Genomic DNA, 25886 nt, shown 5'->3' with positions numbered 1-25886 from the left:
TCTGCTCACCCGTGGAGGCGCTAACCAAGATGCGTATGAGAATGTTCGGCGTGATTGCGGTCTCGGCGGCGCTTGGCCTGGCGTCCAGCCCTGCCGTGGCTGCCAGCGCCCCCGACAACGCCACGACCTATGGCGTGTGGCGCAACCCCAAGAACAGCGTCCATCTCGAGATCAAGGATTGCGGCGCAACAGCCTGCGGCGTGGTGGTCTGGGCCAGTGCTCATGCCAAGGCCGACGCCCGCAAGGGCGGTTCGGCCAACCTCGTCGGCCTGCAGCTCCTTCGGGACTTTGCGCCTGACAAGAACGGGGCATGGCGCGGCAGGGTCTTCGTGCCCGATCTCAACATGACCTTCGCCGGCACCGCTGAGGTACTGGACGCCAAGACCCTTAAGGCCAAGGGCTGCGTGCTGGGTGGCATTCTGTGCAAGTCACAAATCTGGACACGGGTGGACCCGAGCTCGGTCATGGCGTCCTCGGTCAGCCCCTAGAACACGCCTTAAGGGCAGGTGTGGCTTGCCTCGCGGGCCCGACCGCGCGAAACCCTAGACCATGACCACGCCCCCGCTCGCCCCCTACCCCGCTACCCGCCTGCGCCGCGTTCGCCAGGCTGACTGGACCCGCCGCCTGGTCCGCGAGGCCGAGGTGCGCCCCTCCGACCTGATCTGGTCGATGATCGTGCATGAAGGCGAAGGCGTGATCCCGGTGGCTTCGATGCCGGGCGTCGAGCGCCTGAGCGTCAAGGAAGCCGCCAAGGCCGCTGTCCGGGCCCGTGACCTGGGCATCCCGGCTATCGCCATCTTCCCGCACATCGACGGTGCCAGGAAAGACGCCGCCGGCTCGATCGCCGCCGATCCGGACGGCGTCATCCCTCGCGCGGTCAAGGCCATGAAGGACGCCGCACCCGAAGTCGGGATCATGTGCGACGTGGCCCTGGACCCCTTCACGAACCACGGCCACGACGGCGTCGTCGAGGGTGGCAAGATCCTCAATGATCCGACCATCGAACGCCTGATCGAACAGGGACTGATGCAGGCGCAGGCCGGTGCCGATATCCTGGCCCCGTCCGACATGATGGACGGCCGCATCGGCGCCCTGCGCGCGGCGCTGGAAGGCGCGAACTTCCAGGACACCCTGATCATGTCCTATGCCGCCAAGTACGCTTCGGCCTTCTATGGCCCGTATCGCGACGCCATCGGCTCGGCCAAGCTGGCCGGCGGCCAGGGTGACAAGAAGACCTATCAGATGGACCCGGCCAACACCGAGGAGGCCATCCGCGAAGTCGCGCTCGACATCGCCGAGGGTGCCGACATGGTCATGGTCAAGCCGGGCATGCCCTATCTGGATATCCTGCGCCGTCTGGTCGACGAGTTCCGCATGCCCACCTACGCCTTCCAGGTGTCCGGCGAGTACGCGATGATCAAGGCCGCCGGCATGAACGGCTGGATCGACGAGGAACGGGCCATCCTCGAAAGCCTGACCGCCTTCAAACGGGCCGGCGCGGCCGGGATCATCAGCTATTTCGCGCCCTGGGCGGCGGAAAAGCTCGGCTGATGCGGTTTGGTACGCTGAGATCAATCGCTCACAATCTGGGTGACTCTATCTCAACGGGGCTTGGCCTGCCGATAGGGCTCGACGGCTACGACATCTTTGAAGAAGCTAAGAACTCATCAGAAGGCTTCCTCGAAATCGACTTCATCGCGGGTGCCATATGCGGTGCCATGCCGTCGACGGTCTTGTCCGACGCATTGTTGCAATACACTCGATGGCTTCATGAGCTGGCGGCAATACACGGCGCAACGCTCGACGACTTCTCACGCCTGACGCTTCGCTTCGCGGACTCAAAGCCATACGGTCGACACTTCGTAGCCACTATCGCCAACCAACGTGGCCGATCTGACGGCACAGTTTATGACGGCGCGGGCGGCCTCACATTGGCCAAGCTGGATCCATGATCCAGCCGATCCTCGATATCGTCACCGCCGTCATCCACGACGATGCCGGCCGGATGCTGGTGGTCCGCAAGCGCGGCACGGCGATCTTCATGAAGCCCGGCGGCAAGCGCGAGCCGGGCGAGGACGACCTCACGGCCCTGGCCCGCGAACTCGACGAGGAACTGGGCTGCCGGCTGGTCGAGGCCACGCTGCTGGGACGGTTCGAGGCGCCGGCCGCCAACGAGCCGGACCATCTTGTTCGCGCGGCGACCTATCTGGCCAAGGTCGAGGGCGAGATCGGGGTGCACGCCGAGATCGAGGAAATGGCCTGGATCGACATCGCCGCGCCGGGCGATATCCGTCTAGCGCCCCTGATGCGCGTGGTGCTGGCCGTCCTCTAGGCGCCGAGCGCCGCCGCCGCCAGTCGGGCTTGCAGAATACCCAGCGCCACCTCGCGCGCTCGGCCGGGCGGCTTGCCCAGCAGTTCGCCCAGCGGCGACCCAAACAGGCCGACCCCCAGCGCGTAGGTCACACAGCCCAGAATGAAGTCGCCCATCACCTCGGCCGAGACGCCGTCGATCTGGCTGATGCGCGCTTCGATGACTTCCTGAACGGCCTCTTGAACGCCGGTCATGCGAGACGCCTGTCCGGTAAGGGCCAGCCAGGCGGCCAGACGCGCCGCCCCTTTCGACTCGAAGGCGTCGAACAGGGCCCTCATGCCCTCGCCGGCAAAGGCCGCGCCCCGTCCCTCGCCGGTGGTGATGGCCAGCACGTCGTCGACCAATTGTCGGATCATCCGTTCCATCAGGGCGGTCTGCACGCCGTCGATCGACCCGAAGTGGTGCAGGACCGTGGCATTGGCCACACCAGCCCCCTTGGCCACCTCGACGAGCTTCAGGTCCTGCGGACCCGAGGCCAGAAGGATCGTCTCGGCGGCGGCCAGGATGTTGTCGCGCGAAGCCTCAGGCGAACGACGATGTCGCGTACGACACTGCGAATGCTCTATTGACATTTTTGTCGGTAACACCAATTGTAGCGTCAGGCTTGACCATACAAGCCCTATCCTGAGGCAGGACAGAACGCCATGGCTACCCAACGCAGCACTCCGGACGACGTTTCTGTCATCCCGCGCGATCTACATTTTGACACCCAGGCCGCCAGCAAGGGCGCATGGCTCGGTGGCGATGTCGTCGGCACCGCCGTCTTCAACGCCCTGTCCCTGACCTTCCCAGATGGCGAGCGCCTTTTCATGGACGCCGTGCGCCACTATCGGCCCAAGCTGTCAGGCAAGCTGCTGGATGACGCCAAGGCCTTCATCACCCAGGAAGCCATTCACTCGCGCGAACATGTGGCGATGAACGGTGGCCTGGACCGCAGCCGCTACCCGGTCGCGGCGATCGAGGCCCAGGTGAAGGAGCGCACGGCCATGGTTCGCGGCCGGGGCCCGATGGCCATGCTCGGCGCGACGATCGCTCTGGAGCATTTCACCTCGATGATGGCCGACGCCTTCATGCGTGACGACGACCTGTTTGCGAATACCGACCCCGAGATGAAGCGCCTCTGGCAGTGGCATGCCCTCGAAGAGACCGAACACAAGGCCGTGGCCTTCGACGTCTTCCAGGAAGTCACCAAGCACTGGAAGCCACTGGACCGTTACAAGCTGCGTGTCAGGGTTATGGTTCTGATCAGCATCATGTTCACGCGCAACATCACGGTCTATGCCTCGGACCTGCTGGTCGCCGACGGCATGAAGCGCGGTGTCGCCCGCGCCAAGGTGTTGTGGTTCCTGTTCGGAACGCCGGGCCTGTTCCGCCGCTGCGGGCGGGAGTACCGGGCCTGGTATCGTCCGGGCTTTCATCCCTGGGACCACGACAATCGCGAGCGCCTGGCGGGCATGCGGGAGCAGTTCACCCCGGCCATGGCAGCGGAATAGCCCTAGTTCCGCCTTCGAGTGCGCTCCACGAGCCAGACAACCGCGCCGCCGGCGGCGTTGGCGACAAAATCCTTAAAGTCGAAGACGCCGCCGAAAATCGTCCGGGCCAGCCGATTGTCCTCCAGGCCCGCAAGGCCAAGGACATTCATCCGCTGGCCCAGTTCGATGGCAAACGCCAGACCCAGGGCCACGGCCAGCGCAGCTGCCATCCTGATTGACGTCGCTGCCCGCAGCGCCAGATAGACCAGCGCGACCGCCAGGGCGTCTCCGACATAGGGCCGGATCAGACGGTCGGTGACGCAAAGCGCGATCAGAACCTCGACCCCAAAAATGCCCAGCGCCAGGAGCGCATAAACAAGGCGTTCTGGCGGAACCAGCCCCGCATTGGATCGCCTATCGCTCCGTAGCCTTCAGAAACGCGGCCAGCCTGTCCTTCCAGAGGACTGCCCAGGTATGGCTGCCATGCCCTTTTGTCTTCTCGCTGATCGGCAAGAGAACGAAGGTCCCGTTCTTCAGGCGCTTGGCCTGGGCCTCGGCGATGCCCAGCTCCGGCGGATTGATGAAGTCGTCGGCCGAGTTGATCCACAGCACCGGCGCGGTGATGCTCTCCAGCTTCGGCGACGGATCATAGGTGCGGGAAGCCCCGACGGCATAGATCAGGTCATTGGCGTCCAGCGGCGGCAGCCGGGCAGTGAAATAGTCATCCACCGCCTTGTCAGCGGCCTCGCGGGTCGGGCTGGCGATCTGGGCGGGCAGCGGCGAGAGGCCGGCCACCATCAGCAGGCCCAGCGCCGTGCGCAGGCCTTCTTTCGGTTGCTCGACATAGGTCCCACCCTTCCAGGCCGGATCCTTGGTGATCGCGTCGATGAGCAGCTTGCGCCACATGCGATTGCGACCCGCGATCTCGTTGGGCAGGCAGGCAAAGGGGGCCATGGCGACGGCGAAGTCCGGGTATGTCTCACCCCAGACGAAGCCGTGCATGCAGCCCATCGACGTTCCGAGCAACAGTCGCAGCCGATCCACCTTCAGGCCCTGGGTCAGCAGCAGGTGCTGTGCCGCGACCATATCGTCATAGTCGTACTGCGGAAAGCGCGCCTGCAGGCCGTCGCTGGGCTTGGACGACTTGCCATGGCCTATGCCATCCGGAAGGATCACATAGTATTTGGCTGGGTCCAGCAGGCCGCCGGGGACCAACAGCTCGTCGGCGAACTGGGGGCTCAGGAACTGCCTTCCCGTCCCGCCGGTGCCGTGCAGCAGCATCACCGCATTGGTCACTCGGCCACTGGCGTCGCGCCGGGGCTCTCCCAGTGTGGTGTAGTGCAGGCGAAGCTCCGGCAGCACTTCGCCAGTGCGAAACTTGAAGTCCCGGACAACGAAATCCCCCTCCTTCGGCGCGACGGCCGGTGCGGCTGCGGCCGGGGCTGCGAACGCGGCGAGAGCCGCGATAATGAGAGACAGACGGCGCATCAGCATGACTATGGCTCCAGTCTTGCCACGAGGCTGGATGTATCCCAGCGGTTGCCGCCCATGGCCTGGATCTCGGCATAGAACTGGTCGATCATGGCGGTGCCCTCAAGCTTGGCACCATTGCGGTGCGCTTCGGCCAGGGCAATCCCCAGATCCTTGCGCATCCAGTCGACGGCAAAGCCAAAGTCGAACCTGCCCTCGGCCATGGTCGCCCAGCGGTTTTCCATCTGCCAGGACTGGGCAGCCCCCTTGGAGATGGCTGCGAGGACGTCGTCGGTCGGCAGCCCCGCGCGCTTGGCGAAATGCAGGGCTTCGGCCACACCCTGGACCAGGCCGGCGATAGCGATCTGGTTGCACATCTTGGTCAACTGCCCGGAGCCCACCTCGCCCATGCGCCGGCTGGCCTTGGCATAGGCTGCGATAACCGGTTCGATGCGAGCGTACGCATCGGCGTCACCGCCGGCCATGATGGTCAGCTGCCCATTCACTGCACCCGCCTGCCCTCCCGACACCGGCGCATCAATGAAGAAGCAGCCCGATTGCCTGGCCAGTTCCGCCATATCGCGCGCGACCGTTGCGGATGTCGTGGTGTGGTCGACGATCACTGAGCCCTTCTGCAGGCCGGGCAGAGCTCGCGCCATGACGCCACGCACATCATCATCGTTGCCGACGCAGAGCACGACCAGTTCACAGCCTGCGACAGCGTCCTCGACCGTTTCGAAGGCCGCGCCGCCATGTTCGGCCGCCCAGCGATTCGCCTTGTCAGGACTGCGATTGAAGACGCTGACCTCGTGCCCGGCAGCCTTGAGATGACCCGCCATGGGGTAGCCCATCACGCCAAGGCCGATAAACGCCGTTTTCATACCAAGCACTCCCCGAAGACCCTGCGATTTCACCTGCTCACGCCCGCTTCGCAACCCCATCTTAACGTCCGCAGGGCAACTTCCGTGGAACAGGGTTAAGCAGGCTTAAGCACGATGGCCGTCAGCGGCGAAGCGCCTATTGTCATCAAGAAGGTCAAGAAGGTGGTCGGCGGCGGCCACCATGGCGGCGCATGGAAAGTCGCCTACGCCGACTTCGTGACCGCCATGATGGCCTTCTTCCTGCTGATGTGGCTGCTCAACTCCACCAGCCCGGAGCAGAAGCAAGGCATCGCCGACTACTTTGCCCCGGCCAGCATCTCGTCCACGACCAGCGGATCGGGCGGCATTCTTGGTGGCACATCGCTCGGCGATGACGGGGCCAAGGCCGATGGCAAGATGTCGGTCGTCGAGCAAATGGCACCGGAAGCCCCTGACCACACCAACAAGGATGGGCAGAGCTCAACGACCGCCAGCCTCGACTCCGCCAGCGAGGAAGCGCTCCGCGATGCCCTGGCCAAGAAGGAACAGGACAGTTTCGCCTCGGCGGCACAGTCCCTGCGTCAATCCCTGCAGGAAATGCCGGAACTGGCCGAACTGTCCAAACAGATCATGATCGACCAGACCCCTGAAGGCCTGCGCATTCAGCTGATCGACCAGGAAGGCCGCTCGATGTTCAAGGAGAACTCGAAGGAGCCCAATGACCGCGCCAAGATCCTGCTGCGCGCTGTCGCCAAGATCATCACCCAGCTGCCCAACCGGGTTACGGTCTCGGGCCACACGAGTGCCAATGCGCTGGGGAGAAAGAGCGACAGCGACTGGTCGCTCTCGGCCACCCGCGCCGACGCCGCTCGCTTGGTGCTCCGCAATGCCGGGGTCAATGACGACCGGATCTATCAGGTCTCCGGCAAGGCCAATTCCGAGCCGCTCTATGCGGACGACCCCACCCTGGCCGGCAACAGGCGGATCTCGATCGTCCTGCTCCGTGAAAAGCCGGTTCTGCCCGATGGGTTGTGACCGTATGCCGCTCACGAGGCTCGCGACGCTTGCACAAGCGCTCGCGGCGCCCCCTAATCATCTGACGGCTAAGAGCCGCTGAAAAGGGGACGGACGCTTCCGTGACGCAGCATTTTCCGACGCGACAGCTTCGGTTCTTCCTCACGGCTCCGACCCCCTGCCCCTATCTGCCGGGCCGGGAAGAACGCAAGGTGTTTGCGCACCTCCCTCTCTCGGATGGACCCACCGTCAATGACAGTCTGACCCAGGTCGGCTTTCGTCGGTCGCAGAACATCGCCTACCGGCCCGCCTGCGAAACCTGCCGCGCCTGTCAATCCGCTCGTGCACCGGCTGGGGACTACGTCTTCTCCCGGTCAGAGCGGCGGGTACTCGCCCGCAATGGCGATCTGGAACGCCACCTGGTCGAGTCTGAAGCGACCCTGGAACAGTTCGAGCTGCTCCGGCGGTACCTCCTGACCCGACATGCCGCCGGCGGCATGGCTGAAATGACCTGGCCCGACTATGTGGCCATGGTCGAGGACACGGCGGTCCGAACCCATCTGATCGAGTATCGTCGCAAGTCACAAGACCGCGGACCCGGCGACCTGATCGCATGCGTCTTGGTCGACGTGCTCGCGGACGGCCTATCGCTGGTCTACAGCTTCTACGATCCGGACCTCATCAAACGAAGCCTGGGATCGTTCATCATTCTGGATCATCTGGTCCAGGCTCAGCAGTCGGCCTTGCCCTATGTCTATCTGGGCTACTGGGTCCCGGGCAGCGAGAAGATGGCCTACAAGGCCCGCTTCTCGCCTCTTGAGATCCTCAAGCCCGGTGGCTGGGCCCTGATGTCCGCCCGCGAACGCGGTGCCCGCTCGCCGCGCTCCATGACTCTGTTGCGCGACGCCGGTGATGACGAGCTGAACATGAGCGATGCCCAGCCCGCCATCCTGCAGGAAATCTAGGGCGCTCAATCACTAGCGGGCGAAGCTGACTCCGCCATCAACCGTAACAGCGCCGCCCATCACATAGTCCCCCGCGCGCGAGGCCAGATAGATGGCTGCGCCGGCCATGTCTTCTTCCGAGCCGATACGGCCAGCGGGAATGGCCTTGGCCACCGCGTCGGCATGGTCGCGAGCGACCTTGTTCATGTCCGAGGCGAAGGCACCAGGCGCGATGGCCGACACCGCAATATTGTCGGCAGCCAGGCGCAGGGCCATGCGCTTGGTCATGTGCAACAGACCCGCCTTGGACGCCCCGTAGGGATAGGTCTCGTCCCGGGTCACCGACTGGCCGTCGATGGAGCAGATATTGATCACCTTGGCCACCCGGTCCTGGGCGGCAGCGCGTAGCGGAGCGATCAGGGCCTGGGTCAGGAAGAACGGGGTCTTCATGTTCAGGTCGACCGTCTTGTCCCAGCCGCTTTCCGGAAACTCGTCGAAGGCCGCGCCCCAGGCCGCACCGGCGTTATTGACCAGGATGTCGAGCTTGTCCTCGCGCTCCCTGATCCGCGACGCCAGGCCTTCAATGCCTTCCATGGTCGAGATATCGCCCGGCAGCGAGACGCATTCGCCGTATTGGCTCAGGTCTTCAGCGGCGGCGTCGCAGGCAGCGGCCTTGCGGGCAGTGATATAGACCCGCTTGGCACCATAGGTCAGGAAGCCCTTGGCGATCATCGCGCCGATACCGCGCGAGCCGCCGGTCACGACCGCAACGCGGCCTTCGAGCGAGAAAAGGTTTTGCATGGTCAGGTCCTTCAGAAGCCGCGCTTAGCGGCCAGCGCGCCGAGACGCCCGGTGATGTCGTGAAACTGGCTCACGGTTTCGTCGATGATCTGCTTGGCCGTCTTGACCTCATCGATCAGGCCGACGGTTTGGCCCGCCAAGGCGGGGGCCGCTTCCATGTCGCCGCCAAAATAGACGCCCAGGATGCCCTTCAAGGCGTCCGGTGGCATCAGGCCTTCGTCATGGATGGTCTTGGTGCGCTCAGATTTCAGGGCGCGAATACACGGACTGGCCTTCTTGTTGAGGATCCAGGTGCCGGTCTCCTTGCTGCCCGTGATGGCAGCCTTGTAGTTTTCGTGCACCGGGCTTTCGGCGGAGCTTACGAACCGGGTGCCCATCTGAATCGCTTCGGCCCCCAGGGCGAAGGCGGCCGCCATGCCGCGGCCATCGCAGATTCCGCCGGCCGCGATCAGGGGAACATCAACACGGGCCCGAATGGCCTGCAGCAACACCAGGGTCGAGACTTCTTCGGGGTTCTTGAAGCCACCGCCCTCAGCGCCTTCGACCACCAGGCCGTCGATGCCCGCTTCGGCGCATTTGACTGCCGCGTCCACCGTCGGCACGGCGTGATAGACGACGATGCCGGCGTCCTTCAGCGGGCCGATGAACTTGGCCGGGCTGCCCGCCGAGGTGGTGACGAACTTGACCCCGCTCTCGCAGACGAACTTCAGCATCGAGTCGTCGCGCAGGAACATGATGGGCAGATTCACGCCGAACGGCAGGCCCGCCTCGGCCATCTTGCGGATCTCGGCCTTGCAGGTTTCGGTCTCGCCGGACGAGGTCTCGATGATCCCCAGCCCGCCGGCCCGCGACACCGCCGAAGCCAGGGGATAGCGGGCGATCCAGCCCATCGGAGCCTGAACGATGGGATATCTTGCACCCGTATGGGCCAGAACGCGGTTCATTGTCGTCTCGCTCATGGGATCAGCAGCACCCGGCCCACGGCCTGGCGGCTCTCGATATAGGCGTGGGCGGCGGCGGCTTCCGAAAGCGGGAAGGTCTTGTCGATGATCACCTGCAGTTCACCGCGCGTGGCTTCATCGATCAGGGTCTGGATCATGTCGTGGACGCGGTCGGTCATGATCTCGGCGCCCAGGAAAACGCCCGAAAGCCGCCGGTTGCCACCCATCAAAGATGAGACATCCACCATCATGGGCTCGCGCCCGGCATTGCCGACCAGCGAAACCCGGCCGCGATAGCCCAGCGATCCCAAGCTGGCTTGCAGGGTCGCTCCGCCTACCGGATCAACCACCAGGTCGACGCCTTTGCCGCCCGTGAGCTTCATCACCTGCTCGACCGTGTCGTCGCGGCTGTAATTGATCCCATTGTCGAGGCCAAAGGCCTTCAGGCGCTCGAGCCGCGCGTCGCTGGAGGCAGTGGCCAGCACTGTCGCCCCGGCCCGCTTGGCCAGCTGGATGGCGGCAATGCCAAGGGCGCTCGCCCCGGCCTGGATCAGCACGGTCTCGCCGGCCTTCAGCTGGCCGTGACCAAACAGGCACTCATGGGCCGTGCCGAACGGCACCGGAATGGCCGAGGCCTTGAGAATGTCGAAGCCATCCGGGATCGGCCAAGCGTTACGGGCCGGAACCGAGCGCAGTTCGGCGTGCGAGCCAAAGGCGTTCACGGTCACGACTTTCTGGCCGACCTTCAGGTGAGTGACGCCAGCGCCGACCTCGACGATCTCGCCGGCCGCCTGGTAGCCCACGATATGCGGGCTACCCGCCATCTGACCGCCGCCACGATTGAGGGTGTCGCCCCCTTCGATGCTGACGGCTTCAACCCGGATCACCACGCCAGAAGCATGGCAGGCCGGATCGGCGACATCCTCATAGCGCAGTACGTCCGGCGAACCGGTTTCGTAATAGACGGCAGCCTTCATGGCGCTCACTCCCCAACCATCTTTTTATTGTTTTAATTCAGTTATTTTGACGGCTTGACCAAAGCCGAATAGACAAGCTGCTGGCTGATATCATCGAGATTGCGAAGGGCCGGGTTACCGTCCTTGTTGAGGATATGGATCATGCCGAGGAAGAAGAGGTCATTCTTCGGGTCGATCCAGAACCAGGTGCCGGCCGCGCCTCCCCAGCTGATCGTCCCCTCGCCTGCCGGTGTGCCGGCCTTGGCAGGATCTGTAATGACCATGAAATCCAGACCAAACCCCTGGCCACGACCGTTTGTGAACGAGCCCTCCTTGCCCGTCATGATGTCGTCGTTCAGATGGTTCGAACCCATCAGCTTGATGGTGCTGGGCGACAGAATGCGCGCACCGTCCAGCTCACCGCCGTTCAGGATCATCTGCGAGAAGCGCGCATAGTCAGCGCTGGTCGAAACCAAGCCCCCGCCTCCCGAGGCCACAACGGGCGGCTTGCTGATGTCCAGGACCATGAACCCTTCAGCCGGGACCAGCTTCTGAGCCTTGGGAGCCCAGACATAGAGCGAGGCCATTCGATCGGCCTTCTCGGCCGGCAGATAGAATCCGGTATCGACCATCTTCAGGGGTTCGAAGATGCGCGTCCGCATGAAGTCGGCCAGGGTCAGGCCCGACAGCTTTTCGACCAGATAGCCCTGGATATCGACCGAAGCACTGTACTTCCACTGCGCGCCGGGTTGGCCGACGAGCGGCAGAGCCGCGATCTTCTCGATGAACTCCTGGCCTGTCTTGCTGCCCAGAACGCCCGTCGAGACATAGGCCTTGTCGACAGGGTTATCGGGGACAAGCCCGTAGGCGAACCCGCCGGCGTGACTCATGATTTCGCGCATCGTCGGAGGGCGATTGGCCGCTTCGGTGATGAAGGTCCCGTCCGGATTCTGCCCCTTGTAGACACGCAGATTGGCGAATTCGGGGATGTATTTGCTGACCGGGTCGTCGAGGCGCCACTTGCCCTCTTCGTACAGCATCATCATGGCCACGCCGGTCACCGGCTTGGTCTGGGAATAGATCCGGAAGATCGTGTCCTGGGTCATGGGCGGGCCTTCGAAGCCCTTCTTGCCATGGACCTGGAAGGCAACGACCTTGCCGTGTCGAACCACCATGGTCGTGACGCCGGGCAGATGGCCCTGATCCACGAGCGCCTGCATGCTGGCGTCGAGACGCTTCAGCCGCTCACTGGAAAAGCCGACACTTTCTGGCGATGCGCTGCCAAGGGTGACGGCCGGGCCACTCTTTGGAGCTGCCTGCAGCGGCGCGGCGAGCGCCAGAAAACCGACCGCAACAGCAGTCCCGAACAGCCGACCCAAAGTCATCCTGCGCATTCCTCGAACACTTGTTTGAAGCGACCTTAAGGTGAATTGCTGCGGTTGCGCAGCCAGTTTTTCTAGGTCTGCAAAGCCTGCTCGCCGACAAGGTCGGGGAGCAGGCCAATGCCGCTACTCGACCGCGAACGTCAGGCCCGCATAAGCCTGCAGTCGGGAAACCAGCCTGCCCTGCAAGGCCGCACCGGGGGTCCAGATCCCGCCGGCAACCTCGGTTGCCTCGGTCACCAGGCAGATGGCCGACTCGGCGATCATCTTCGATGTCGAGCCGTAGCCGGGATCCTTGTCGCCCTTGACGCTGGCCCGGACCTGCCGGCCGTCTGCGGCAATGCCCAGGAACAGCACGTCATAGAACCCGGTCTCGCGCTCTTCCTTGCTGGGCCCTTCGCCGGGCTTGGGGCCACCTTCGCCACCGAGCCCCCCGCCTGAGGCCGCGATCATCTGGGCGATCTGTTCGCCCTGTTCGCCGGGCCCGGTCAGCATCATCTCGTCATAGACGAAGTCGGCACCATAGGCCTGGCCCAGCAGGGCGTTTGAGCGGTGGACATTGCGGGTATTGATCGCCGCCATCACGAAGGGCGCAGCCCATACGCCCAGATCCTCGTCCAGCATGGGCTTGTTGCCTGACGGCTGGGCCGGCCCCTCGAAGCCGGGAACCAGGGCGAACGGGTTCTTGAGCAGGGCCACCAGCGCAGGATCGCGCGCAGCGGCGGCCATGGTTGCCTTCAGGCTGGCCGCAGTACCGCCCGAGAAGCCGCCCTTCATGCCCCGCACCCGACCCTTCACGCGTGGGACCGGACCGCCCAGTGTCTTGCCGGCCTCCTGCTGCAGGAACCAGACGCCCAGTTCGAAGGGGATGGAGTCGAACCCGCACGAGAAGACGATCCGGGCACCGGTCTTCTTCGCCGTCGCCTCATGGGCGTCAATCATCTGGCGCATCCAGGCCGGCTCGCCACAGAGATCCAGATAGTCGGTGCCGGCTGCAGCACAGGCCGCGACCAGGGCCGAGCCATAGAGCTGATAGGGACCGACCGTGGTCAGGACAGCCTTGGTCCGACGAACCATGGCGTCCACCGAAGCGGGATCATCAGCGTTCGCCACGACCAGGGGCGTATCGGCCGGCGCGCCGATCTCGTCACGGACCGCAGCCAGCTTTTCGAGGCTCCGCCCTGCCATGGCCCAGCTGATCTTGCCGCCGACTCCATACTGCCGGGCCAGATACTCAGCCACAAGCCGGCCGGTGAAGCCGCTCGCGCCGTAAACGATGATGTCGAAGTCTGCTGCCGGGTTCATGCGCCCCTCCCAAATCTCTTTGGTGAGGAGCATGACTGGGTCCACACCATCATGCAAACATGTGTTTGAACTAGTCGGCCTTCAGCACGCGTTCGATGCGGCGGTCCGGCACGAACCAGATCACCGCCACAGCCACATAGCAGCCGACAGCCACCCAGGAATTGACGAAGGCCAGGCCGATCCCTGCGACGTAGAGCGCCAAGGACAGCTTGCTCTTGTAGTCCTTGCCAAAGGCCAGGGCGAGTTTCGACTCCGCGCCCTCGTGCCTGGTCAGCAGTCGGGCCAGCAGCATGAAGGCCAGGGCGCACATCAGCATCACGCCGCCGTAAAGCGCTACAGGAATGGACGCGAAATGGTTCTCGCCCATCCAGGCGGTGACGAACGGCACCAGCGACAGCCAGAACAGCAGGTGCAGATTGGCCCACAGGATCGGGCCGGTGACCGAGGTCACCGCATGCAGCATGTGATGATGATTGTTCCAGTAGATGCCGACATAGATGAAACTCAGCACATAGCTAAGAAACACCGGGACCAGGGGCTTGAGCACCGCCAGTTCGGCACCGTGGGGAACCTTGAGCTCCAGCACCATGATGGTGATGATGATGGCCAGAACGCCATCACTAAAGGCTTCAAACCGTCCCTTGCCCATGTCCGCCCTATTGGTCTGGCTGTTCCAGAGCCTGATAGACCAGCGTTCGGGTTGTGGCGTCCAGACCCGGACCAACACCGCCCAACCGCTGAATCATGCCGATGAAGAAGAGATCGTTCGTCGGATCTATCCAGAACCATGTGCCGGCGCTGCCGCCCCAGCTGATGGTACCAGGTCCGACCGGCGCGCCTGACGCCGCAGGGTCGACCGCCACGGCGACATCCAGGCCATAGCCCATGCCGGCGGCAAACGGGAACGGCTTCTGGGAGGGATGGAGAACGCCGGTCGTACCATTGGTCGTCACGGTGAAACTGGGCGGCAGATGATTGAGCCGCATCAGGGCGACGGTCTCGGGCTGAAGGATGCGGGTCCCGTCCAGCTCTCCGCCGTTCAGGATCATCTGGGAGAACCGGGCGAAATCATAAGCCGTCGAGACCAGCCCGCCCCCGCCGGAAGGTGCCGCTGGCATTTTGGTCACATCGCGCCACGACCCCTCAATGGCTGGCGTGAGCTTGCCCGTCGCGTCGGCATCGTAGAGGGCAGCCAAACGGTCGAGCTTCTCCGCAGGAACGTAGAAAGCCGTGTCGTTCATGCCCAAGGGCGCAAAAATGCGCTGCTGCATGAACGCGGGAAGGGTCTGGCCGGAAAGCTTTTCAACAATATAGCCTTGGATGTCCGCAGCGACGCTGTAGCGCCACAAGCTGCCGGGCTCGGCGAACATGGGCAGGTCGGAAACCTTGCGGACCAGTTGATCTAGCGACTCTGACTGCAGCACCGAGGCGCGGAAATAGGCCTGATCGGCCGGACTGGAGGGGTCATCGGCAATGCCGTAGGCGAACCCTGCAGTGTGGGTCATCAGTTCGCGCATGGTCGGCGGCCGCGAGATCGGTGTCAGGACCGCCCGCCCCTCGGCGTCCATCTTGGCCACCCGCAGATTGGCGAATTCAGGAACGTACTGGCTGACCGGGTCATCCAGCTTCCACTTACCCTCTTCATAGAGGATCATCATGGCGACGCCGGTGACCGGCTTGGTTTCAGATCGAATGCGGAAGATCGCATCGACCGGCATGGAGTCGCCCGATTCCAGGCCGCGCTTGCCGAAACTGGAAGCCTGGATGACCTTGCCATGACGCGCCAGCAGGGTGACGGCTCCGGCAACCTGACCGGTGTCGACCATGGCCTGCATGGCGTCGTCCAGCTTCTTGAGCTTGATGGACGAAAAGCCGACCGTCTCGGGCTTTACGATCGGCAAAGGCGCGGCAGCGGCCCCGCCGACAGCGGCGGCGCAGCCGAGCAGGCCGGCGACAAATCCGATCGCCTTCCGCTTCAGCTTGCCGCCGGTCATTTCGGTTTGAACCGCTTGGAGGTCGGGAACCCCTTGGGCGCCAACTTGCCAGCGCTGGCCCGGCGGCCAACAAAAGCCTGCCAGTCGGTCCAGTCGCGGCGACGGCCGGCGGAGTCGATCCAGTAACCGCCGGTCTCAGCGTTAAAGGACAGAGCGTCGCGCAGACCACCCTCGCGATAGGCCTGTAGCTTCACACCCTTGCCACGCGGCATTTCCGGCAGTTCCTCGAGAGGGAAGATCAGGATCTTGCCGTTGTCGCCGATCACGCCCAGCTGATCGCCGACGGCTTCCAGGCAAAAGGCCGCGCCGGCAGCGTCGACGGTCAGGACCTGCTTACCGGCCTTGCGATTGGCGAGCGCTTCTTCCTCGGGCATCAGGAAGCCATAGCCGAGCTTCGAGGCCAGAATGCGTTTGCGGCCGGCCTTGAACGGGAAGACGTCAAGGATCTTCACCTTGTCGTCCAGCTCGATCATCATTCGCAGCGGCTCGCCATGGCCCCGGGCGCTCGGAAGCTTGTCACAACCGATCGTGAAGAACCGGCCATCACTCGAGAAGATCAGCAGCTTGTCTGTGGTCTCGGCCGGAACCAGGAAGCCGAGCTTGTCGCCCTCCTTGAACTTCAGTTCGGACGGGTCCTCGATCTTGCCCTTGGCCGCCCGGATCCAGCCCCGGTCCGACAGGATGATGGTGATCGGTTCACGGACGATCAGCGCTTCAATGGCAGCGTCAGCGTCTACCAGAGGGGCCTCGGCAAAGATGGAGCGGCCGAGGATCCCGTTCTGGCGAGGCTTGTCCAGCGGATGCTTGATTTTCAGCAGGGTGGCCCGAACCTCCCGCAGGCCGGTGCCGACCAGTTTCCACTGCAGCTGGTCGCTGGCCAGCATGGCCATGATGCCGTCGCGCTCTTCCATCAGCTCGGCGTGTTCGCGGCGGATCTCCATCTCTTCCAGCTTGGCCAACTGGCGCAGGCGGGTGTTGAGGATGGCGTCGGCCTGGATGTCCGACAGCGCGAAGGTCGAAATCAGCTTCTGTTTCGGCTCGTCCTCGTAGCGGACGATCCGGATCACCTCGTCCAGATTGAGGTAGGCGATCAGCAGGCCGTCCAGGATGTGCAGACGGGCTTCGATCTTGGCGAGGCGGTGCTTGGCCCGGCGGGTCAGCACCTCGCGTCGGTGAGTCAGGAAGGCCATCAGGGCCTGCTTGAGTCCCATCACACCCGGGGTGCCGCGCGCGTCCAGCACGTTCATATTGACCGGGAAGCGGCTCTCGAGTGCCGAGAGCTTGAACAGGCTCTCCATCAGAACCTCGGGTTCGACGTTCTTGGACTTGGGCTCAAGGACAAGACGAATGTCCTCGGCGCTCTCGTCGCGAACGTCGCCCAGCAGGGCCGCCTTCTTGCTCTCGATCAGATCGGCCAGCTGTTCGACCAGATCCGACTTCTTCACCTGGTAAGGGATTTCGGTGACGACGATCTGGTAGGTGCCGCGACCGGTGTCTTCCTTCTCCCACTTGGCCCGCACGCGAACGCCGCCGCGGCCGGTCTCGTAGGTTTCGAGCAGGGACTCCCGCGGCTCGACAATGACGCCGCCGGTCGGGAAGTCGGGCCCCGGAATACACTCCAGCAGGTCCGCGGTCGTCGCTTCCGGGCGGCTCAACAGCAACAGACAGCCGTCGATCAGTTCGGCAGCGTTGTGCGGCGGGATCGAGGTGGCCATGCCGACCGCGATGCCTGAAGAGCCATTGGCCAACAGATTGGGGAAGCCGGACGGCAGAACCACCGGTTCCTCATCCTGACCGTCATAGGTGGGCCGGAAATCGACCGCGTCCTCGTCAATGCCGTCCAGCAGCAGAGTCGCCGCCGTGGTCATCCGGCATTCCGTGTAGCGCATGGCGGCGGCGTTATCGCCGTCGATATTGCCGAAATTGCCCTGACCTTCGACCAGCGGGATGCGCTGGGCGAAGTCCTGAGCCAGACGCACCAAGGCGTCATAGATCGACTGGTCGCCGTGCGGGTGGAAGTTACCCATGACCTCGCCCACCACCTTGGCGCACTTGCGGGCGGCGGCCTCGGGGTTCAGACGCATGTTGTTCATCGCGTAAAGCACGCGACGGTGAACGGGCTTCAGCCCATCGCGCACGTCCGGCAGGGCCCGCGAACTGATCGTCGACAGGGCATAGGCCAGATAGCGGCGCGACAGGGCCTCGGTCAGAGGCTCGTCAAGGATGCGGTCGCCGTCGCCAGGACCGCCGGGGGGAAGGACAGGTTTGTTCATGAGGAGGAATCGTTACCGGGACCGCACCCTAGCAGAGATCCCTCCCCCGATTCGATGGCCTAGACGGTCGCCAGACGCGGATTTCCAGCCTCGACCGCCAGCTTGGCCCGCGTGGTCAGCTTGCCGTCACGGCGGGTGATGGCGTCCAGCACCTTGAACTCCGTCGTCCAGCGCTCCGGCGTCACGTCACAGATGGCGTAGCCGCGCTGGGCGTTGTTGAACTTCAGCTGCGGATTGACCGCCTGTATCTTCGCCATGTCCTCGCGTTGGTCGACACCATCACCGCTGGAGGAGATCGAGGTAACGACGAACTCGGTCCCGATCGGCGCGCCCTCGGGATGGGCCCCGTCCAGATGCAGCTCGCCGGCATAGTTCTGGTGTTCATCGCCGGTCAGCACGATCGGATTGGCGATCTTGCGATCACGGATCTGCTTCAGCAGACGATTGCGCGGGGTGCGATAGCCGGCCCAGGAGTCCGGATTGACCGCCGAGCCCGCACCGGCATCACGATCAAGGTCCATGACCATGATCTGCTGTGCCAGCACATTCCAGCGCGCCTTTGATGCCGAGAGGCCGTCGACCAGCCATTTCTCCTGCTGCAGGCCAAGCACCTCGGCCTTGACGGCCTCGATCTCGGCGCAGGTCCCGAACCTGTCGCCGCAGGGCTGGTTGCTGCGGAACTGACGGGTGTCGAGCAGGTTCAGGTCCATCAGGCCGCCGAAGCTGGCGCGGCGGTACAGCTGGATTGTGGTTCCAACCGGAAAGCTGCTGGGCCGCAGCGGCATGTTTTCGAAATAGGCCTGGACCGCCGCCTGGCGGCGCAGGTTGAACACCTTGGGATCAACGCCGTCCTGGTCCAGATCAGTGACCCAGTTGTTGTCGATCTCATGGTCGTCCCAGACGACAAACCAAGGTGCAACGGCGTGGGCGGCCTGCAGGTCGGCGTCCATCTTGTACTGGGCATAGCGGCGGCGATATTCGTCGAGGCTGTAGATCTCGCCGCCGAAGTGCTGGCGAACATTCTCGACCGGACCCCTGGGGCCGTTCCAGACGCGGTTGCCGCGACCTTCATAAATGTAGTCCCCGTAGCAGAATACGAAGTCGGGGTTGTCCTCGGCCAGGCGGCGGTGGGCGGTGTAATAGCCCTGCTCGTACTGCTGGCAGCCGGCGATAGCGAAGCGGACCCGATCGACGGTCGCGCCGGGGGCCGGCGTCGTGCGGGCCCGCCCCGTAAGGCTGCGCTCCCTGCCGGCCACGAAACGGTACCAGTAGTCACGCCCCGCCTCCAGGCCGCCGACCTCGACATGGACCGCGTGGCCGAGTTCGGGCATGGCGACCGCAACGCCCTTGGCGACCACCGTTCTGAAGCCGGCATCGGTCGCTACTTCCCACGATACCTCCACCGGTTGGCTGGGCATGCCGTGGCCAATCTCGAACGGCTCCGGTGCCAGGCGCGTCCAGATCACGAAACCGTCCGGCTGCGGATCACCAGAGGCGACACCGAGCTGGAAAGGGTAGATCCGAAAAACAGGCTGGGCCAAGGCCCGGCCACTGAGCAGCGGGATCGACAGCGCGGTGGCCGCAAGACCGCCGAAGGTCGCCAAGGCGCGTCGGCGGGACAAAGCATATCGATCAAGCAGGATGGACATCGACGACTCCTTGCACGGGCCTTGGCGTTATCGCTGCATTGTGACGGTTCTTAAAGCCGCCCTGCTTCGTTCAAGCGGTCCAGAAGCCACTGCCGCGTCGGCGGGAGTGGCCGGTTCAGCGGGCCGAACACAAACTGTTCGAGGAAATGACCGGTGATCTCCAGCCCTGACTTGACGTCGCCTTCCGCCAATCCGCCCTGGGCCGACAAAAGGAAGGGCGGGAGCGGCAACAGCTTGTCCTTGTAGGGCTCACCCGCCGCGCGGCTGACGGCACGGCCGGTGCGGGGACTGACATAGATAAGGTCATCGAACGAGCCGGTCGCCGCGCATTTGGAGAGGTCCAGGCCAAAGCCCAGTTCCTGCAGCAATCCGGCCTCGTAGCGCACATAGACTGCGGGCCAGATGTCCGGGATCTGCAGCACGTTGATCAGGGCCTCCAGGGCATGAAAGGCCCCCGGGTGCGCCTCGCGCTCGGGCAAGGCCCCGGCCGCCAATGAGGCGGCCGATGACAGGCCGGCAAGAGCCAGGGGATCGTCAAACAGCGCCGCCACGCCCTCGCCCATCGGCTCTAGGCTGGCCGCGCCCAGCTGCTCCGACGCCCGGGCACGGTATCGGGCGATCACCCGCGAGCCGGGCTGCAAGAAGGGCTTCATTCGACGCGAGGCAGCACCGGCCACGTGTGCCGCGAACTTTCCGCGCTCCAGGGTTAGAAGCTCGACGATGGCGCCCGTCTCGCCATGAAGACGAGCGGAAAGAACCAGAGCCTCGTCTTCCCATTCCATCTAGGTTGGTGTCCCCCAGGCCACGACCTTCTCCAGCACCGGCCGCCACTCAGGCTCGACCGGCAGGCCGATCACATCGCGCAGGGTCATTTCGAGCTCATCCACCGAAAGGTCGCGCTGCTCGACCAGAGCACCGGTTTGGTCACGATGAGTCAGGCGATTGTTTTTCAAGGCAAAACGCGCGGTCGGCGTCGTGCGCCCGACCGTCATGCTGAAGGTGAAGTGCGAGGACGGGTGGGTATAGGTAAAGAAGTTGACCTGTTCGTAGTCGACGTCGGCCCAGCCCCCCTGAGCCACCTGATAGAGCGGTGCCCAATTGCCCGACAGATTGGCCTGAACCTGCCGCTCGGCCACGCCGTCTTGGCCGGCGTCGATGATGCGGAACTGGCCATTGGGACTGTCCTGAACCTCGTGGGAAAACAGGCGCAGCGGCGCAGTCAGCACGCAGCCACCAAAGCCGGCGTCGGCCAGCCAGGTTTCACCGTCGATATCAACGCCCAGCACCATGTGCGAGCGGGGTCGGGGCGGCGCGCCGACCGGTGCCATCCAAAGCACCCGGGCCATCAGACCCTCGACCTTGAAGCCCACAGCGGTCAGCACCCGCTTGAGCAGTCCGTTCTGCTCGTAGCAGTAGCCGCCACGCCCGGCGGCAATCAGCTTGGCGTCGATGACCGCAGGATCGATCGAAACGCCCCGCCCCATCAGCACGTCCAGGTTCTCGAACGGTATGGCGTCGGGGTGCTTCTGAGTGATGGCGCGCAAGACAGCCAAGGTCGGCTCTCGCGGGCCGCTAAAGCCGATCCGCGCGAAATAGGCATCGAGGTCAACGGCCGGAACGGTCGAAGAAAAGACGTTGTCGATCTTGCTCACTGGGGGCGATATTCCCGGTCTGTTCTCAATCCTAGGGACAGCCTGACGATGCTGAAGTCAAGCGCCGCGCCCGTCGAAACGAGCGCGGTCCGTAACATCAGACGTCGAAGTCCAGTCCCATGTCGTTGAAGATGCCCCGCTCTTCAGCCCAGTTTTCCTTGACCTTGACGTGCAGGAACAGGTGCACCTTGCGATCCAGGATGTCGCACAGCTCCTCGCGTGAGGCCTGGCCGATCCATTTCAAGGTCTGGCCGCCCGCGCCCAGCACGATGGCGCGCTGGCCGTCGCGTTCGACATAGATGGTCTGCTCGATACGGGCGCTGCCGTCAGCCCGTTCCTCGAAGGCCGTCGTTTCCACCGAAGCGGCGTAGGGCAGCTCCTCATGGACACGCAGATAGATCTTCTCGCGGGTGATCTCGGCAGCCAGCAGACGAGCCGGCAGATCGGCAGTCTGGTCTTCGGGATAGAGCCACGGGCTCTCGGGCATCAGGCCCGCCAGGCGTTCCAGCAGATCATCAACGCCAGCGCCGGTGGCGGCGCTGATCATGAACACTTCGGAATAGACCCCCGTGTCGAACAGTTCCTTGGTCACGGCCAGGAGGGTGTCACGCTTGACGCCGTCGATCTTGTTCAGGGCCAGGATCACCTGACGATTGGCGGACTTCAGGCCCTCGATGATGGTCTGGACGTCCTGCACCGAGCGGTGCTCGGCGGGCGTGGCCTTGTTGATGTTTGAAGCGAGCTCCGCCTGGACATCAACGAGGTGGACCGTGACCTCAGCCTCCTCCGAACCGCTCCAGGCGGAACGGACCATGGCGCGATCGAGTCGGCGGCGCGGGCTGAAGATGCCGGGGGTGTCGACTAGAATGATCTGGGCGGCACCATGCATGGCGACACCGCGCACGGGAAAGCGCGTCGTCTGGACCTTCTGGGTGACGATCGAGACCTTGGCCCCGACCATGCGATTGACCAGGGTGGATTTGCCGGCGTTGGGAGCGCCGATGATGGCGGCAAAGCCAGCGCGCGTCGGCAAGGCGGCATTTTGAGCATTGATTTCAGTCATTGGGCGAGCCTGTAGCACAGCAGGGCAGGAATTCCTCCCCCTGTTGGGTCATTGCCCGCATCGAGGCGCGGGTCGCGGCCTGGCAGCCCATGGCTCGCTGGCTTCAAACAGAACCCGACGCCTTGCCCGGCGGCTCCAGGCGCTGCCGATCCAGAGCCGAAAGGATGTAGTCGGCCAGCCGTTCAGCGGCAGCCGGTGGCGTTCCCCGCGCCTTCAGGAGTGCGACCTCCGCATCCTCCAGGCGCGGAAGGCCTGCCGTGAGGATCGTAAGGTCATCCGGGACCATCTCACGCGGCAGGACGCTCAGCCCAAGCCCGCCCCTTAGGGCGGCCAATTGCCCGGCGAGAGAGGGGCTGGTGTAGGTTGCGCGCCAGGTCCGGCCCGTCTGGTCGAGTGCGGCAATGGCGCGCTTCCGATAGACGCAAGGCGACGGTGCCGCGACCAGCGGCAGGGGGCCGGCCCGCTGAACCAGGTCTGCATCCAGCCCCACCCAGACCAGCGGCTCACGCCAGACCCGGACGCCAAGATCCGGCCCAAGCGGTTCTCGTTTGACCAGAGCCATGTCCAGCGCACCTTCGCGAAGACGGTCCAGCAGGTTCAGGGTCAAATCACAGGTGACCGTCAGAGCCACCCGGGGATGGCTTCTCGCAAAAGCGCCCAGGACCTTCGGCAGGTGCAAGGTGGCGAAATCCTCCGGTGCGCCCAACCGGACCTCGCCCTCGACATCGTCAGCGCCCAGGCCGGCAAGAATCTCGTCATTCAGGCGTAGCAAGCGCCTCGCTTGCGGCAGGAAGGCTTCACCCTGTTCGGTCAGGGCCACATGACGGGGGTCACGCGACAGTAGCGGCTGGCCCAGTTGCTCCTCAAGGCGACGCACCTGCAGGCTGATGGCCGACTGCGATCGCCCCAGGCGCTCACCCGCCCGCGTGAAACTGCGTTGCTCGCAGACAACAAGGAAGGCGCGAACCAAGTCGAGGTCCAGGTTGGTCAACCGCGGCATGGACTACCAATCATTACGTTTTATAATTTTATGTATGACAAAAATAAACAATCAATATGCCACTTCCTCCGTTAGAGCGGCCGCGCGCTAAGACGGCGCCCATCAGCGGAGCGCCTTTTGGACATTCTAGGACAGACCCTGGCGGCCGCCAGCAGCAACCTGTTGCAGCCGGCCGTGCTGTTTTTCGCTCTGGGCATGACGGCTGCATTTGCTCGCTCTGACCTGGCGCTGTCGCGCGACACGGCCAAGACCTTGTCCCTGATCCTGATGCTTTGCATCGGCTTCAAGGGGGGCGTTGAGGCCCGCACTCACGGTCTGGATGCCGATTTTCTTAAAGCTGCAGCTCTGGGCGTTGCCCTGAGCGCGCTTATGCCGCTGCCAGCATACCTGCTGCTGCGGCGATCGGGTCTGAACACTGTTACCGCTGCAGCGACTGCGGCGCACTATGGATCCGTGTCGGTCGTGACTTTTGCGGCGGCTCAAGCCTGCCTGTCCGAGGCCGGCCTGACGCCCGGAGGCTATATGTCGGCGGTCCTGGCCCTGATGGAGACCCCTGCTCTTCTGACCAGCCTTGCCATTGCAACCCTGGCCGACCGCAAGGCCAATGGCGGTGCCCCCGTGGCGAAGCTTCTGCAAGAGGTTTTGCTCAATGCCGCAAGCGTTGTGCTGATCGGCAGCTTCCTCATTGGCCTGCTGACGGGCCCTTCCGGCGGAGCCCGACTGGCGATCTTCTCGGGACCTGTGTTCCAGGGCGTGCTGTGCCTGTTCCTCCTGGATTTGGGCGTCAAGGCGGGTCGACAGCTCACCTCGGCACGAACCCTGACGGTACCTGTCGTCGCCATGGGACTCCTGCTTCCACTGCTCGGCGCTGCCACGGCCCTCGTCCTGGGCCACTTGCTCGGCCTGGCTCCTGGGGATCTGGCGATGCTGGCCGTCCTGGCCGGATCGGCCTCCTATATCGCGGCACCGGCCGCCATGGGGCTTGCCCTGCCCAAAGCCGATGCCGGCGTCTATCTGACCCTGGCACTCGGCGTGACCTTTCCGTTCAACCTCACGATCGGCATACCGCTCTACGCCCTGGCCGCCGGTCAACTCACAGGCCTTTAGCCAGGCCTAAGCCGCGCCTTCCCGGTCCAGGAGCGCCCTGGCGGCCGCTTTCTCAGCCTCCTGGCGGGAGCGGCCGTCGGCGAAGATCGGGTCCAGGCCAGCGACGGTGACCTGAACCGTGAAAACCGGCGCATGATCAGGACCTTTTCGATCCTTGACGGCATAGGTCGGCAACGGCTTGCCCAGGCCCTGCGCCCACTCCTGCAGGGCGGTCTTCGGGTCTCGCGGCTTGCCCTGGGCGGCGCGGTCAAACTCTGCGCTCCACAGGTCCAGAAACACCCGGCGTGCCGTTTCCAACCCACCGTCGCGATACAAGGCCGCCATCAGGGCCTCGCAGCCCCCGGCCAGAATGGAGTCGGTCTCGCGACCACCGATCTTGCTGGATGAGGCCGACAGGCGCAGGGCCGGGCCAAGCTCGGCAGCCCGGGCGACCCGAGCGCAGGTCTCGCGGCTGACCAGGGCGTTCAGACGCGGTGCCAGTTCGCCTTCCTTGGCCTGCGGAAAACGCTCGGCCAGAGCTTCCGCGGCCAACAGGCCCAAGACGCGGTCGCCGATGAACTCCAGCACCTCGTTGTCGGCCGTCTTCTTGGAACCGTCGCCCACGCTCGCATGGGTCAGGGCCTGTTCCAGAAGCTGGCGATCGGCGAAGGTATGGCCAATCCGTCGTTCCAGGTCGCAGACGGCGGCGACCCGCTTATCCTTGACCAAGGGAGCCCGCCTCGATCACTTCAGGACGCGGAAGAAGCGGCTCGGACGGGCGTCCAGCACCCAGGTCCAGGGCTTGAACAGCGCGGCATTGCGGTTCCAGGAAAGCAGGATGATCTGGGCCTTGCCGACAAGGTTCTCTGCCGGCACGAAGCCGACGCCGATCTCATCACCAATGTATTGATCCAGCTCATAGTCCCACTTGCAGGTGCCCGATCCGGTCTTGAACGGCGAAACGCCCGGATCGAAACGGCTGTCAGCCGAGTTGTCCCGGTTGTCGCCCATGAAGAAGTAGCAGCCTTCCGGCACGGTATAGATGCCGGTGTTGTCTCCGCGGCTGTCAGGGCCGTAGTCCTGGGTCTGATACTTGCGGCCTTCGGGATTGGTTTCCTCGAAGCGCTGGACCTGCTGGGTGAAGCCATAGCCCATGTCGACCAGGGCCGGTTGACGGGCGGCCTGATCGAGCGGCTTGCCATTGATATTGACGACGCCGCCGCGCACCTGGACCTTGTCCCCCGGCATGCCGATCAGACGCTTGATGTAGTCGGTGCGATTGTCGCGCGGCAACTTGAAGACAATGATGTCGCCACGCTTCGGTGCATTGTTGAGGATTCGGCCGTTGAACAGCGGCGGGCTGAACGGGATGGAATGCTTGCTCCAGCCATAGCTGAACTTGCTGACGATGATGTAATCGCCTTCCAGCAGGTTGGGCTCCATCGACCCGGACGGAATGGTAAAGGGCTGAAAAAGCAGGACGCGCAGCACCAAGGCTATGCCCAGGGCATAGGCCACAGTCTTGACGATCTCGATGAATTCCTTGATCGCGCCGCCCTGTTCGTCAGGGTGCGCGTTTTCGTCGGCGGCGTCGGTCATGCGGGCGCTGGACTCTCGAGCAGAAGGGTTCCGGCGGACCGGACAGGCTTAGCT

At 64.1% G+C, this 25886-nt stretch carries 27 protein-coding genes; 8 read left to right on the top strand and 19 right to left on the bottom strand.

All coding sequences use genetic code 11. From position 1 onward, the window contains the following. Positions 1 to 29: 29 nt before the first annotated feature. The 4 genes from ACW17U_RS06390 to ACW17U_RS06375 all read left to right on the top strand — a co-directional run bounded on the left by ACW17U_RS06390 (position 30) and on the right by ACW17U_RS06375 (position 2332). On the top strand, positions 30 to 488 hold the full coding sequence (locus tag ACW17U_RS06390) for a DUF2147 domain-containing protein (RefSeq protein WP_062146874.1): 459 nt from the start codon (positions 30 to 32) through the stop codon (positions 486 to 488). A gap of 61 nt (positions 489 to 549) precedes the next feature. Continuing rightward, entirely contained in the window at positions 550 to 1551 is a 1002-nt protein-coding gene (gene hemB / locus ACW17U_RS06385; protein WP_062146876.1) for a porphobilinogen synthase, read from the top strand. Then, positions 1551 to 1952 (top strand): hypothetical protein, encoded by a 402-nt coding sequence (locus tag ACW17U_RS06380; protein ID WP_492055273.1) that lies wholly within the window; start codon positions 1551 to 1553, stop codon positions 1950 to 1952. The genes hemB and ACW17U_RS06380 overlap by 1 nt, the downstream gene beginning before the upstream one ends. Beyond that, positions 1952 to 2332 (top strand): NUDIX hydrolase, encoded by a 381-nt coding sequence (locus ACW17U_RS06375; protein ID WP_174515189.1) that lies wholly within the window; start codon positions 1952 to 1954, stop codon positions 2330 to 2332. Before ACW17U_RS06380 ends, ACW17U_RS06375 begins: the two co-directional genes overlap by 1 nt. Here ACW17U_RS06375 and ACW17U_RS06370 read toward each other — a convergent pair. Beyond that, on the bottom strand, positions 2329 to 2943 hold the full coding sequence (locus tag ACW17U_RS06370) for a TetR/AcrR family transcriptional regulator (RefSeq protein WP_492055272.1): 615 nt from the start codon (positions 2941 to 2943) through the stop codon (positions 2329 to 2331). The genes ACW17U_RS06375 and ACW17U_RS06370 overlap by 4 nt on opposite strands. A gap of 72 nt (positions 2944 to 3015) precedes the next feature. Between ACW17U_RS06370 and ACW17U_RS06365 the strand changes: the two genes are divergently transcribed. Continuing rightward, positions 3016 to 3864, top strand: coding sequence for a metal-dependent hydrolase (locus ACW17U_RS06365; RefSeq protein WP_492055271.1), 849 nt, complete (start codon positions 3016 to 3018; stop codon positions 3862 to 3864). 2 nt (positions 3865 to 3866) lie between these two features. Here ACW17U_RS06365 and ACW17U_RS06360 read toward each other — a convergent pair whose 3' ends face one another. From ACW17U_RS06360 to ACW17U_RS06350, 3 genes are all read right to left on the bottom strand, one after another. After that, positions 3867 to 4103 carry a DUF2809 domain-containing protein gene (locus ACW17U_RS06360; protein WP_492055701.1) on the bottom strand — a complete coding sequence of 79 codons (237 nt, stop codon included), beginning with the start codon at positions 4101 to 4103 and terminating at the stop codon, positions 3867 to 3869. Between the two features lie 154 nt (positions 4104 to 4257). Then, the gene (locus ACW17U_RS06355) at positions 4258 to 5337 is read right to left on the bottom strand and encodes an alpha/beta fold hydrolase (protein ID WP_492055270.1); all 1080 of its coding nucleotides are present in this window, start codon (positions 5335 to 5337) and stop codon (positions 4258 to 4260) included. A gap of 2 nt (positions 5338 to 5339) precedes the next feature. After that, the gene (locus tag ACW17U_RS06350) at positions 5340 to 6194 is read right to left on the bottom strand and encodes an NAD(P)-dependent oxidoreductase (protein WP_492055269.1); all 855 of its coding nucleotides are present in this window, start codon (positions 6192 to 6194) and stop codon (positions 5340 to 5342) included. A gap of 114 nt (positions 6195 to 6308) precedes the next feature. Here ACW17U_RS06350 and ACW17U_RS06345 point away from each other — a divergent pair, with 114 nt between their 5' ends. Next, on the top strand, positions 6309 to 7208 hold the full coding sequence (locus ACW17U_RS06345) for a flagellar motor protein MotB (RefSeq protein ID WP_062146888.1): 900 nt from the start codon (positions 6309 to 6311) through the stop codon (positions 7206 to 7208). 101 nt (positions 7209 to 7309) lie between these two features. After that, complete coding sequence (locus tag ACW17U_RS06340; RefSeq protein WP_062146890.1) at positions 7310 to 8152, top strand: arginyltransferase; 843 nt, start codon at positions 7310 to 7312, stop codon at positions 8150 to 8152. A gap of 12 nt (positions 8153 to 8164) precedes the next feature. Here the strand turns inward: ACW17U_RS06340 and ACW17U_RS06335 are convergent, their stop codons facing one another. From ACW17U_RS06335 to ACW17U_RS06275, 13 genes are all read right to left on the bottom strand, one after another. Continuing rightward, positions 8165 to 8932, bottom strand: a complete 768-nt coding sequence (locus ACW17U_RS06335) for an SDR family NAD(P)-dependent oxidoreductase (RefSeq protein WP_062146892.1) — start codon at positions 8930 to 8932, stop codon at positions 8165 to 8167. Between the two features lie 11 nt (positions 8933 to 8943). Then, positions 8944 to 9876 carry an NAD(P)H-dependent flavin oxidoreductase gene (locus ACW17U_RS06330; RefSeq protein WP_492055700.1) on the bottom strand — a complete coding sequence of 311 codons (933 nt, stop codon included), beginning with the start codon at positions 9874 to 9876 and terminating at the stop codon, positions 8944 to 8946. Positions 9877 to 9887: 11 nt separating this feature from the next. Then, positions 9888 to 10850, bottom strand: a complete 963-nt coding sequence (locus ACW17U_RS06325) for a quinone oxidoreductase family protein (protein ID WP_492055268.1) — start codon at positions 10848 to 10850, stop codon at positions 9888 to 9890. Between the two features lie 41 nt (positions 10851 to 10891). Then, positions 10892 to 12214 carry a serine hydrolase domain-containing protein gene (locus ACW17U_RS06320; RefSeq protein ID WP_492055267.1) on the bottom strand — a complete coding sequence of 441 codons (1323 nt, stop codon included), beginning with the start codon at positions 12212 to 12214 and terminating at the stop codon, positions 10892 to 10894. Between the two features lie 123 nt (positions 12215 to 12337). Further along, positions 12338 to 13516: a saccharopine dehydrogenase family protein gene (locus ACW17U_RS06315; RefSeq protein WP_062146905.1), complete on the bottom strand. Its 1179-nt coding sequence runs from the start codon at positions 13514 to 13516 to the stop codon at positions 12338 to 12340. 70 nt (positions 13517 to 13586) lie between these two features. Next, on the bottom strand, positions 13587 to 14165 hold the full coding sequence (locus ACW17U_RS06310) for a TMEM175 family protein (RefSeq protein ID WP_062146907.1): 579 nt from the start codon (positions 14163 to 14165) through the stop codon (positions 13587 to 13589). A gap of 7 nt (positions 14166 to 14172) precedes the next feature. Further along, on the bottom strand, positions 14173 to 15510 hold the full coding sequence (locus ACW17U_RS06305) for a serine hydrolase domain-containing protein (RefSeq protein ID WP_492055266.1): 1338 nt from the start codon (positions 15508 to 15510) through the stop codon (positions 14173 to 14175). After that, positions 15507 to 17783, bottom strand: coding sequence for a DNA topoisomerase IV subunit A (gene parC / locus ACW17U_RS06300; protein ID WP_492055265.1), 2277 nt, complete (start codon positions 17781 to 17783; stop codon positions 15507 to 15509). Before parC ends, ACW17U_RS06305 begins: the two co-directional genes overlap by 4 nt. Before the next feature lie 59 nt (positions 17784 to 17842). Then, a complete protein-coding gene (locus ACW17U_RS06295; RefSeq protein WP_492055264.1) occupies positions 17843 to 19432 on the bottom strand; it encodes an alkaline phosphatase D family protein in 1590 nt (529 codons plus the stop codon). Between the two features lie 50 nt (positions 19433 to 19482). After that, positions 19483 to 20214 (bottom strand): DNA repair protein RecO, encoded by a 732-nt coding sequence (recO, locus tag ACW17U_RS06290; protein ID WP_492055263.1) that lies wholly within the window; start codon positions 20212 to 20214, stop codon positions 19483 to 19485. Next, entirely contained in the window at positions 20215 to 21075 is an 861-nt protein-coding gene (locus ACW17U_RS06285) for an arylamine N-acetyltransferase family protein (protein WP_492055699.1), read from the bottom strand. A gap of 106 nt (positions 21076 to 21181) precedes the next feature. Next, complete coding sequence (era, locus tag ACW17U_RS06280) at positions 21182 to 22147, bottom strand: GTPase Era (RefSeq protein WP_492055262.1); 966 nt, start codon at positions 22145 to 22147, stop codon at positions 21182 to 21184. Positions 22148 to 22250: 103 nt separating this feature from the next. Then, positions 22251 to 23147, bottom strand: a complete 897-nt coding sequence (locus ACW17U_RS06275) for a LysR substrate-binding domain-containing protein (RefSeq protein WP_492055261.1) — start codon at positions 23145 to 23147, stop codon at positions 22251 to 22253. Between the two features lie 117 nt (positions 23148 to 23264). On the opposite strand from ACW17U_RS06275, the gene ACW17U_RS06270 reads away from it, so the two are divergent. Next, complete coding sequence (locus tag ACW17U_RS06270; protein WP_492055260.1) at positions 23265 to 24254, top strand: sodium-dependent bicarbonate transport family permease; 990 nt, start codon at positions 23265 to 23267, stop codon at positions 24252 to 24254. Positions 24255 to 24260: 6 nt separating this feature from the next. Here ACW17U_RS06270 and rnc read toward each other — a convergent pair whose 3' ends face one another. Together rnc and lepB are read right to left on the bottom strand one after the other, a co-directional pair. Further along, positions 24261 to 24962: a ribonuclease III gene (rnc, locus tag ACW17U_RS06265; protein ID WP_492055259.1), complete on the bottom strand. Its 702-nt coding sequence runs from the start codon at positions 24960 to 24962 to the stop codon at positions 24261 to 24263. A 15-nt stretch (positions 24963 to 24977) separates the two neighbouring features. Beyond that, a complete protein-coding gene (gene lepB, locus ACW17U_RS06260; RefSeq protein WP_492055258.1) occupies positions 24978 to 25832 on the bottom strand; it encodes a signal peptidase I in 855 nt (284 codons plus the stop codon). Positions 25833 to 25886 lie beyond the last annotated feature (54 nt).

The sequence above is a fragment of the Caulobacter sp. AVps16 genome, assembly GCF_058681455.1.
This window is presented reverse-complemented; position numbering and strand designations above follow the sequence as displayed.

Excerpts from the sequence above, each read along its gene's own strand:
- ACW17U_RS06390 (WP_062146874.1), top strand. The coding sequence starts at position 30 with ATGCGTATGAGAATGTTCGGCGTGATTGCGGTCTCGGCGGCGCTTGGC.
- hemB (WP_062146876.1), top strand. The coding sequence starts at position 550 with ATGACCACGCCCCCGCTCGCCCCCTACCCCGCTACCCGCCTGCGCCGC.
- ACW17U_RS06380 (WP_492055273.1), top strand. The coding sequence starts at position 1,551 with ATGCGGTTTGGTACGCTGAGATCAATCGCTCACAATCTGGGTGACTCT.
- ACW17U_RS06370 (WP_492055272.1), bottom strand. The coding sequence starts at position 2,943 with ATGTCAATAGAGCATTCGCAGTGTCGTACGCGACATCGTCGTTCGCCT.
- ACW17U_RS06365 (WP_492055271.1), top strand. The coding sequence starts at position 3,016 with ATGGCTACCCAACGCAGCACTCCGGACGACGTTTCTGTCATCCCGCGC.
- ACW17U_RS06355 (WP_492055270.1), bottom strand. The coding sequence starts at position 5,337 with ATGCTGATGCGCCGTCTGTCTCTCATTATCGCGGCTCTCGCCGCGTTC.
- ACW17U_RS06350 (WP_492055269.1), bottom strand. The coding sequence starts at position 6,194 with ATGAAAACGGCGTTTATCGGCCTTGGCGTGATGGGCTACCCCATGGCG.
- ACW17U_RS06345 (WP_062146888.1), top strand. The coding sequence starts at position 6,309 with ATGGCCGTCAGCGGCGAAGCGCCTATTGTCATCAAGAAGGTCAAGAAG.
- ACW17U_RS06335 (WP_062146892.1), bottom strand. The coding sequence starts at position 8,932 with ATGCAAAACCTTTTCTCGCTCGAAGGCCGCGTTGCGGTCGTGACCGGC.
- ACW17U_RS06330 (WP_492055700.1), bottom strand. The coding sequence starts at position 9,876 with ATGAACCGCGTTCTGGCCCATACGGGTGCAAGATATCCCATCGTTCAG.
- ACW17U_RS06325 (WP_492055268.1), bottom strand. The coding sequence starts at position 10,850 with ATGAAGGCTGCCGTCTATTACGAAACCGGTTCGCCGGACGTACTGCGC.
- ACW17U_RS06320 (WP_492055267.1), bottom strand. The coding sequence starts at position 12,214 with ATGACTTTGGGTCGGCTGTTCGGGACTGCTGTTGCGGTCGGTTTTCTG.
- ACW17U_RS06315 (WP_062146905.1), bottom strand. The coding sequence starts at position 13,516 with ATGAACCCGGCAGCAGACTTCGACATCATCGTTTACGGCGCGAGCGGC.
- ACW17U_RS06310 (WP_062146907.1), bottom strand. The coding sequence starts at position 14,165 with ATGGGCAAGGGACGGTTTGAAGCCTTTAGTGATGGCGTTCTGGCCATC.
- ACW17U_RS06305 (WP_492055266.1), bottom strand. The coding sequence starts at position 15,510 with ATGACCGGCGGCAAGCTGAAGCGGAAGGCGATCGGATTTGTCGCCGGC.
- parC (WP_492055265.1), bottom strand. The coding sequence starts at position 17,783 with ATGAACAAACCTGTCCTTCCCCCCGGCGGTCCTGGCGACGGCGACCGC.
- ACW17U_RS06295 (WP_492055264.1), bottom strand. The coding sequence starts at position 19,432 with ATGTCCATCCTGCTTGATCGATATGCTTTGTCCCGCCGACGCGCCTTG.
- recO (WP_492055263.1), bottom strand. The coding sequence starts at position 20,214 with ATGGAATGGGAAGACGAGGCTCTGGTTCTTTCCGCTCGTCTTCATGGC.
- era (WP_492055262.1), bottom strand. The coding sequence starts at position 22,147 with ATGACTGAAATCAATGCTCAAAATGCCGCCTTGCCGACGCGCGCTGGC.
- ACW17U_RS06275 (WP_492055261.1), bottom strand. The coding sequence starts at position 23,147 with ATGCCGCGGTTGACCAACCTGGACCTCGACTTGGTTCGCGCCTTCCTT.
- lepB (WP_492055258.1), bottom strand. The coding sequence starts at position 25,832 with ATGACCGACGCCGCCGACGAAAACGCGCACCCTGACGAACAGGGCGGC.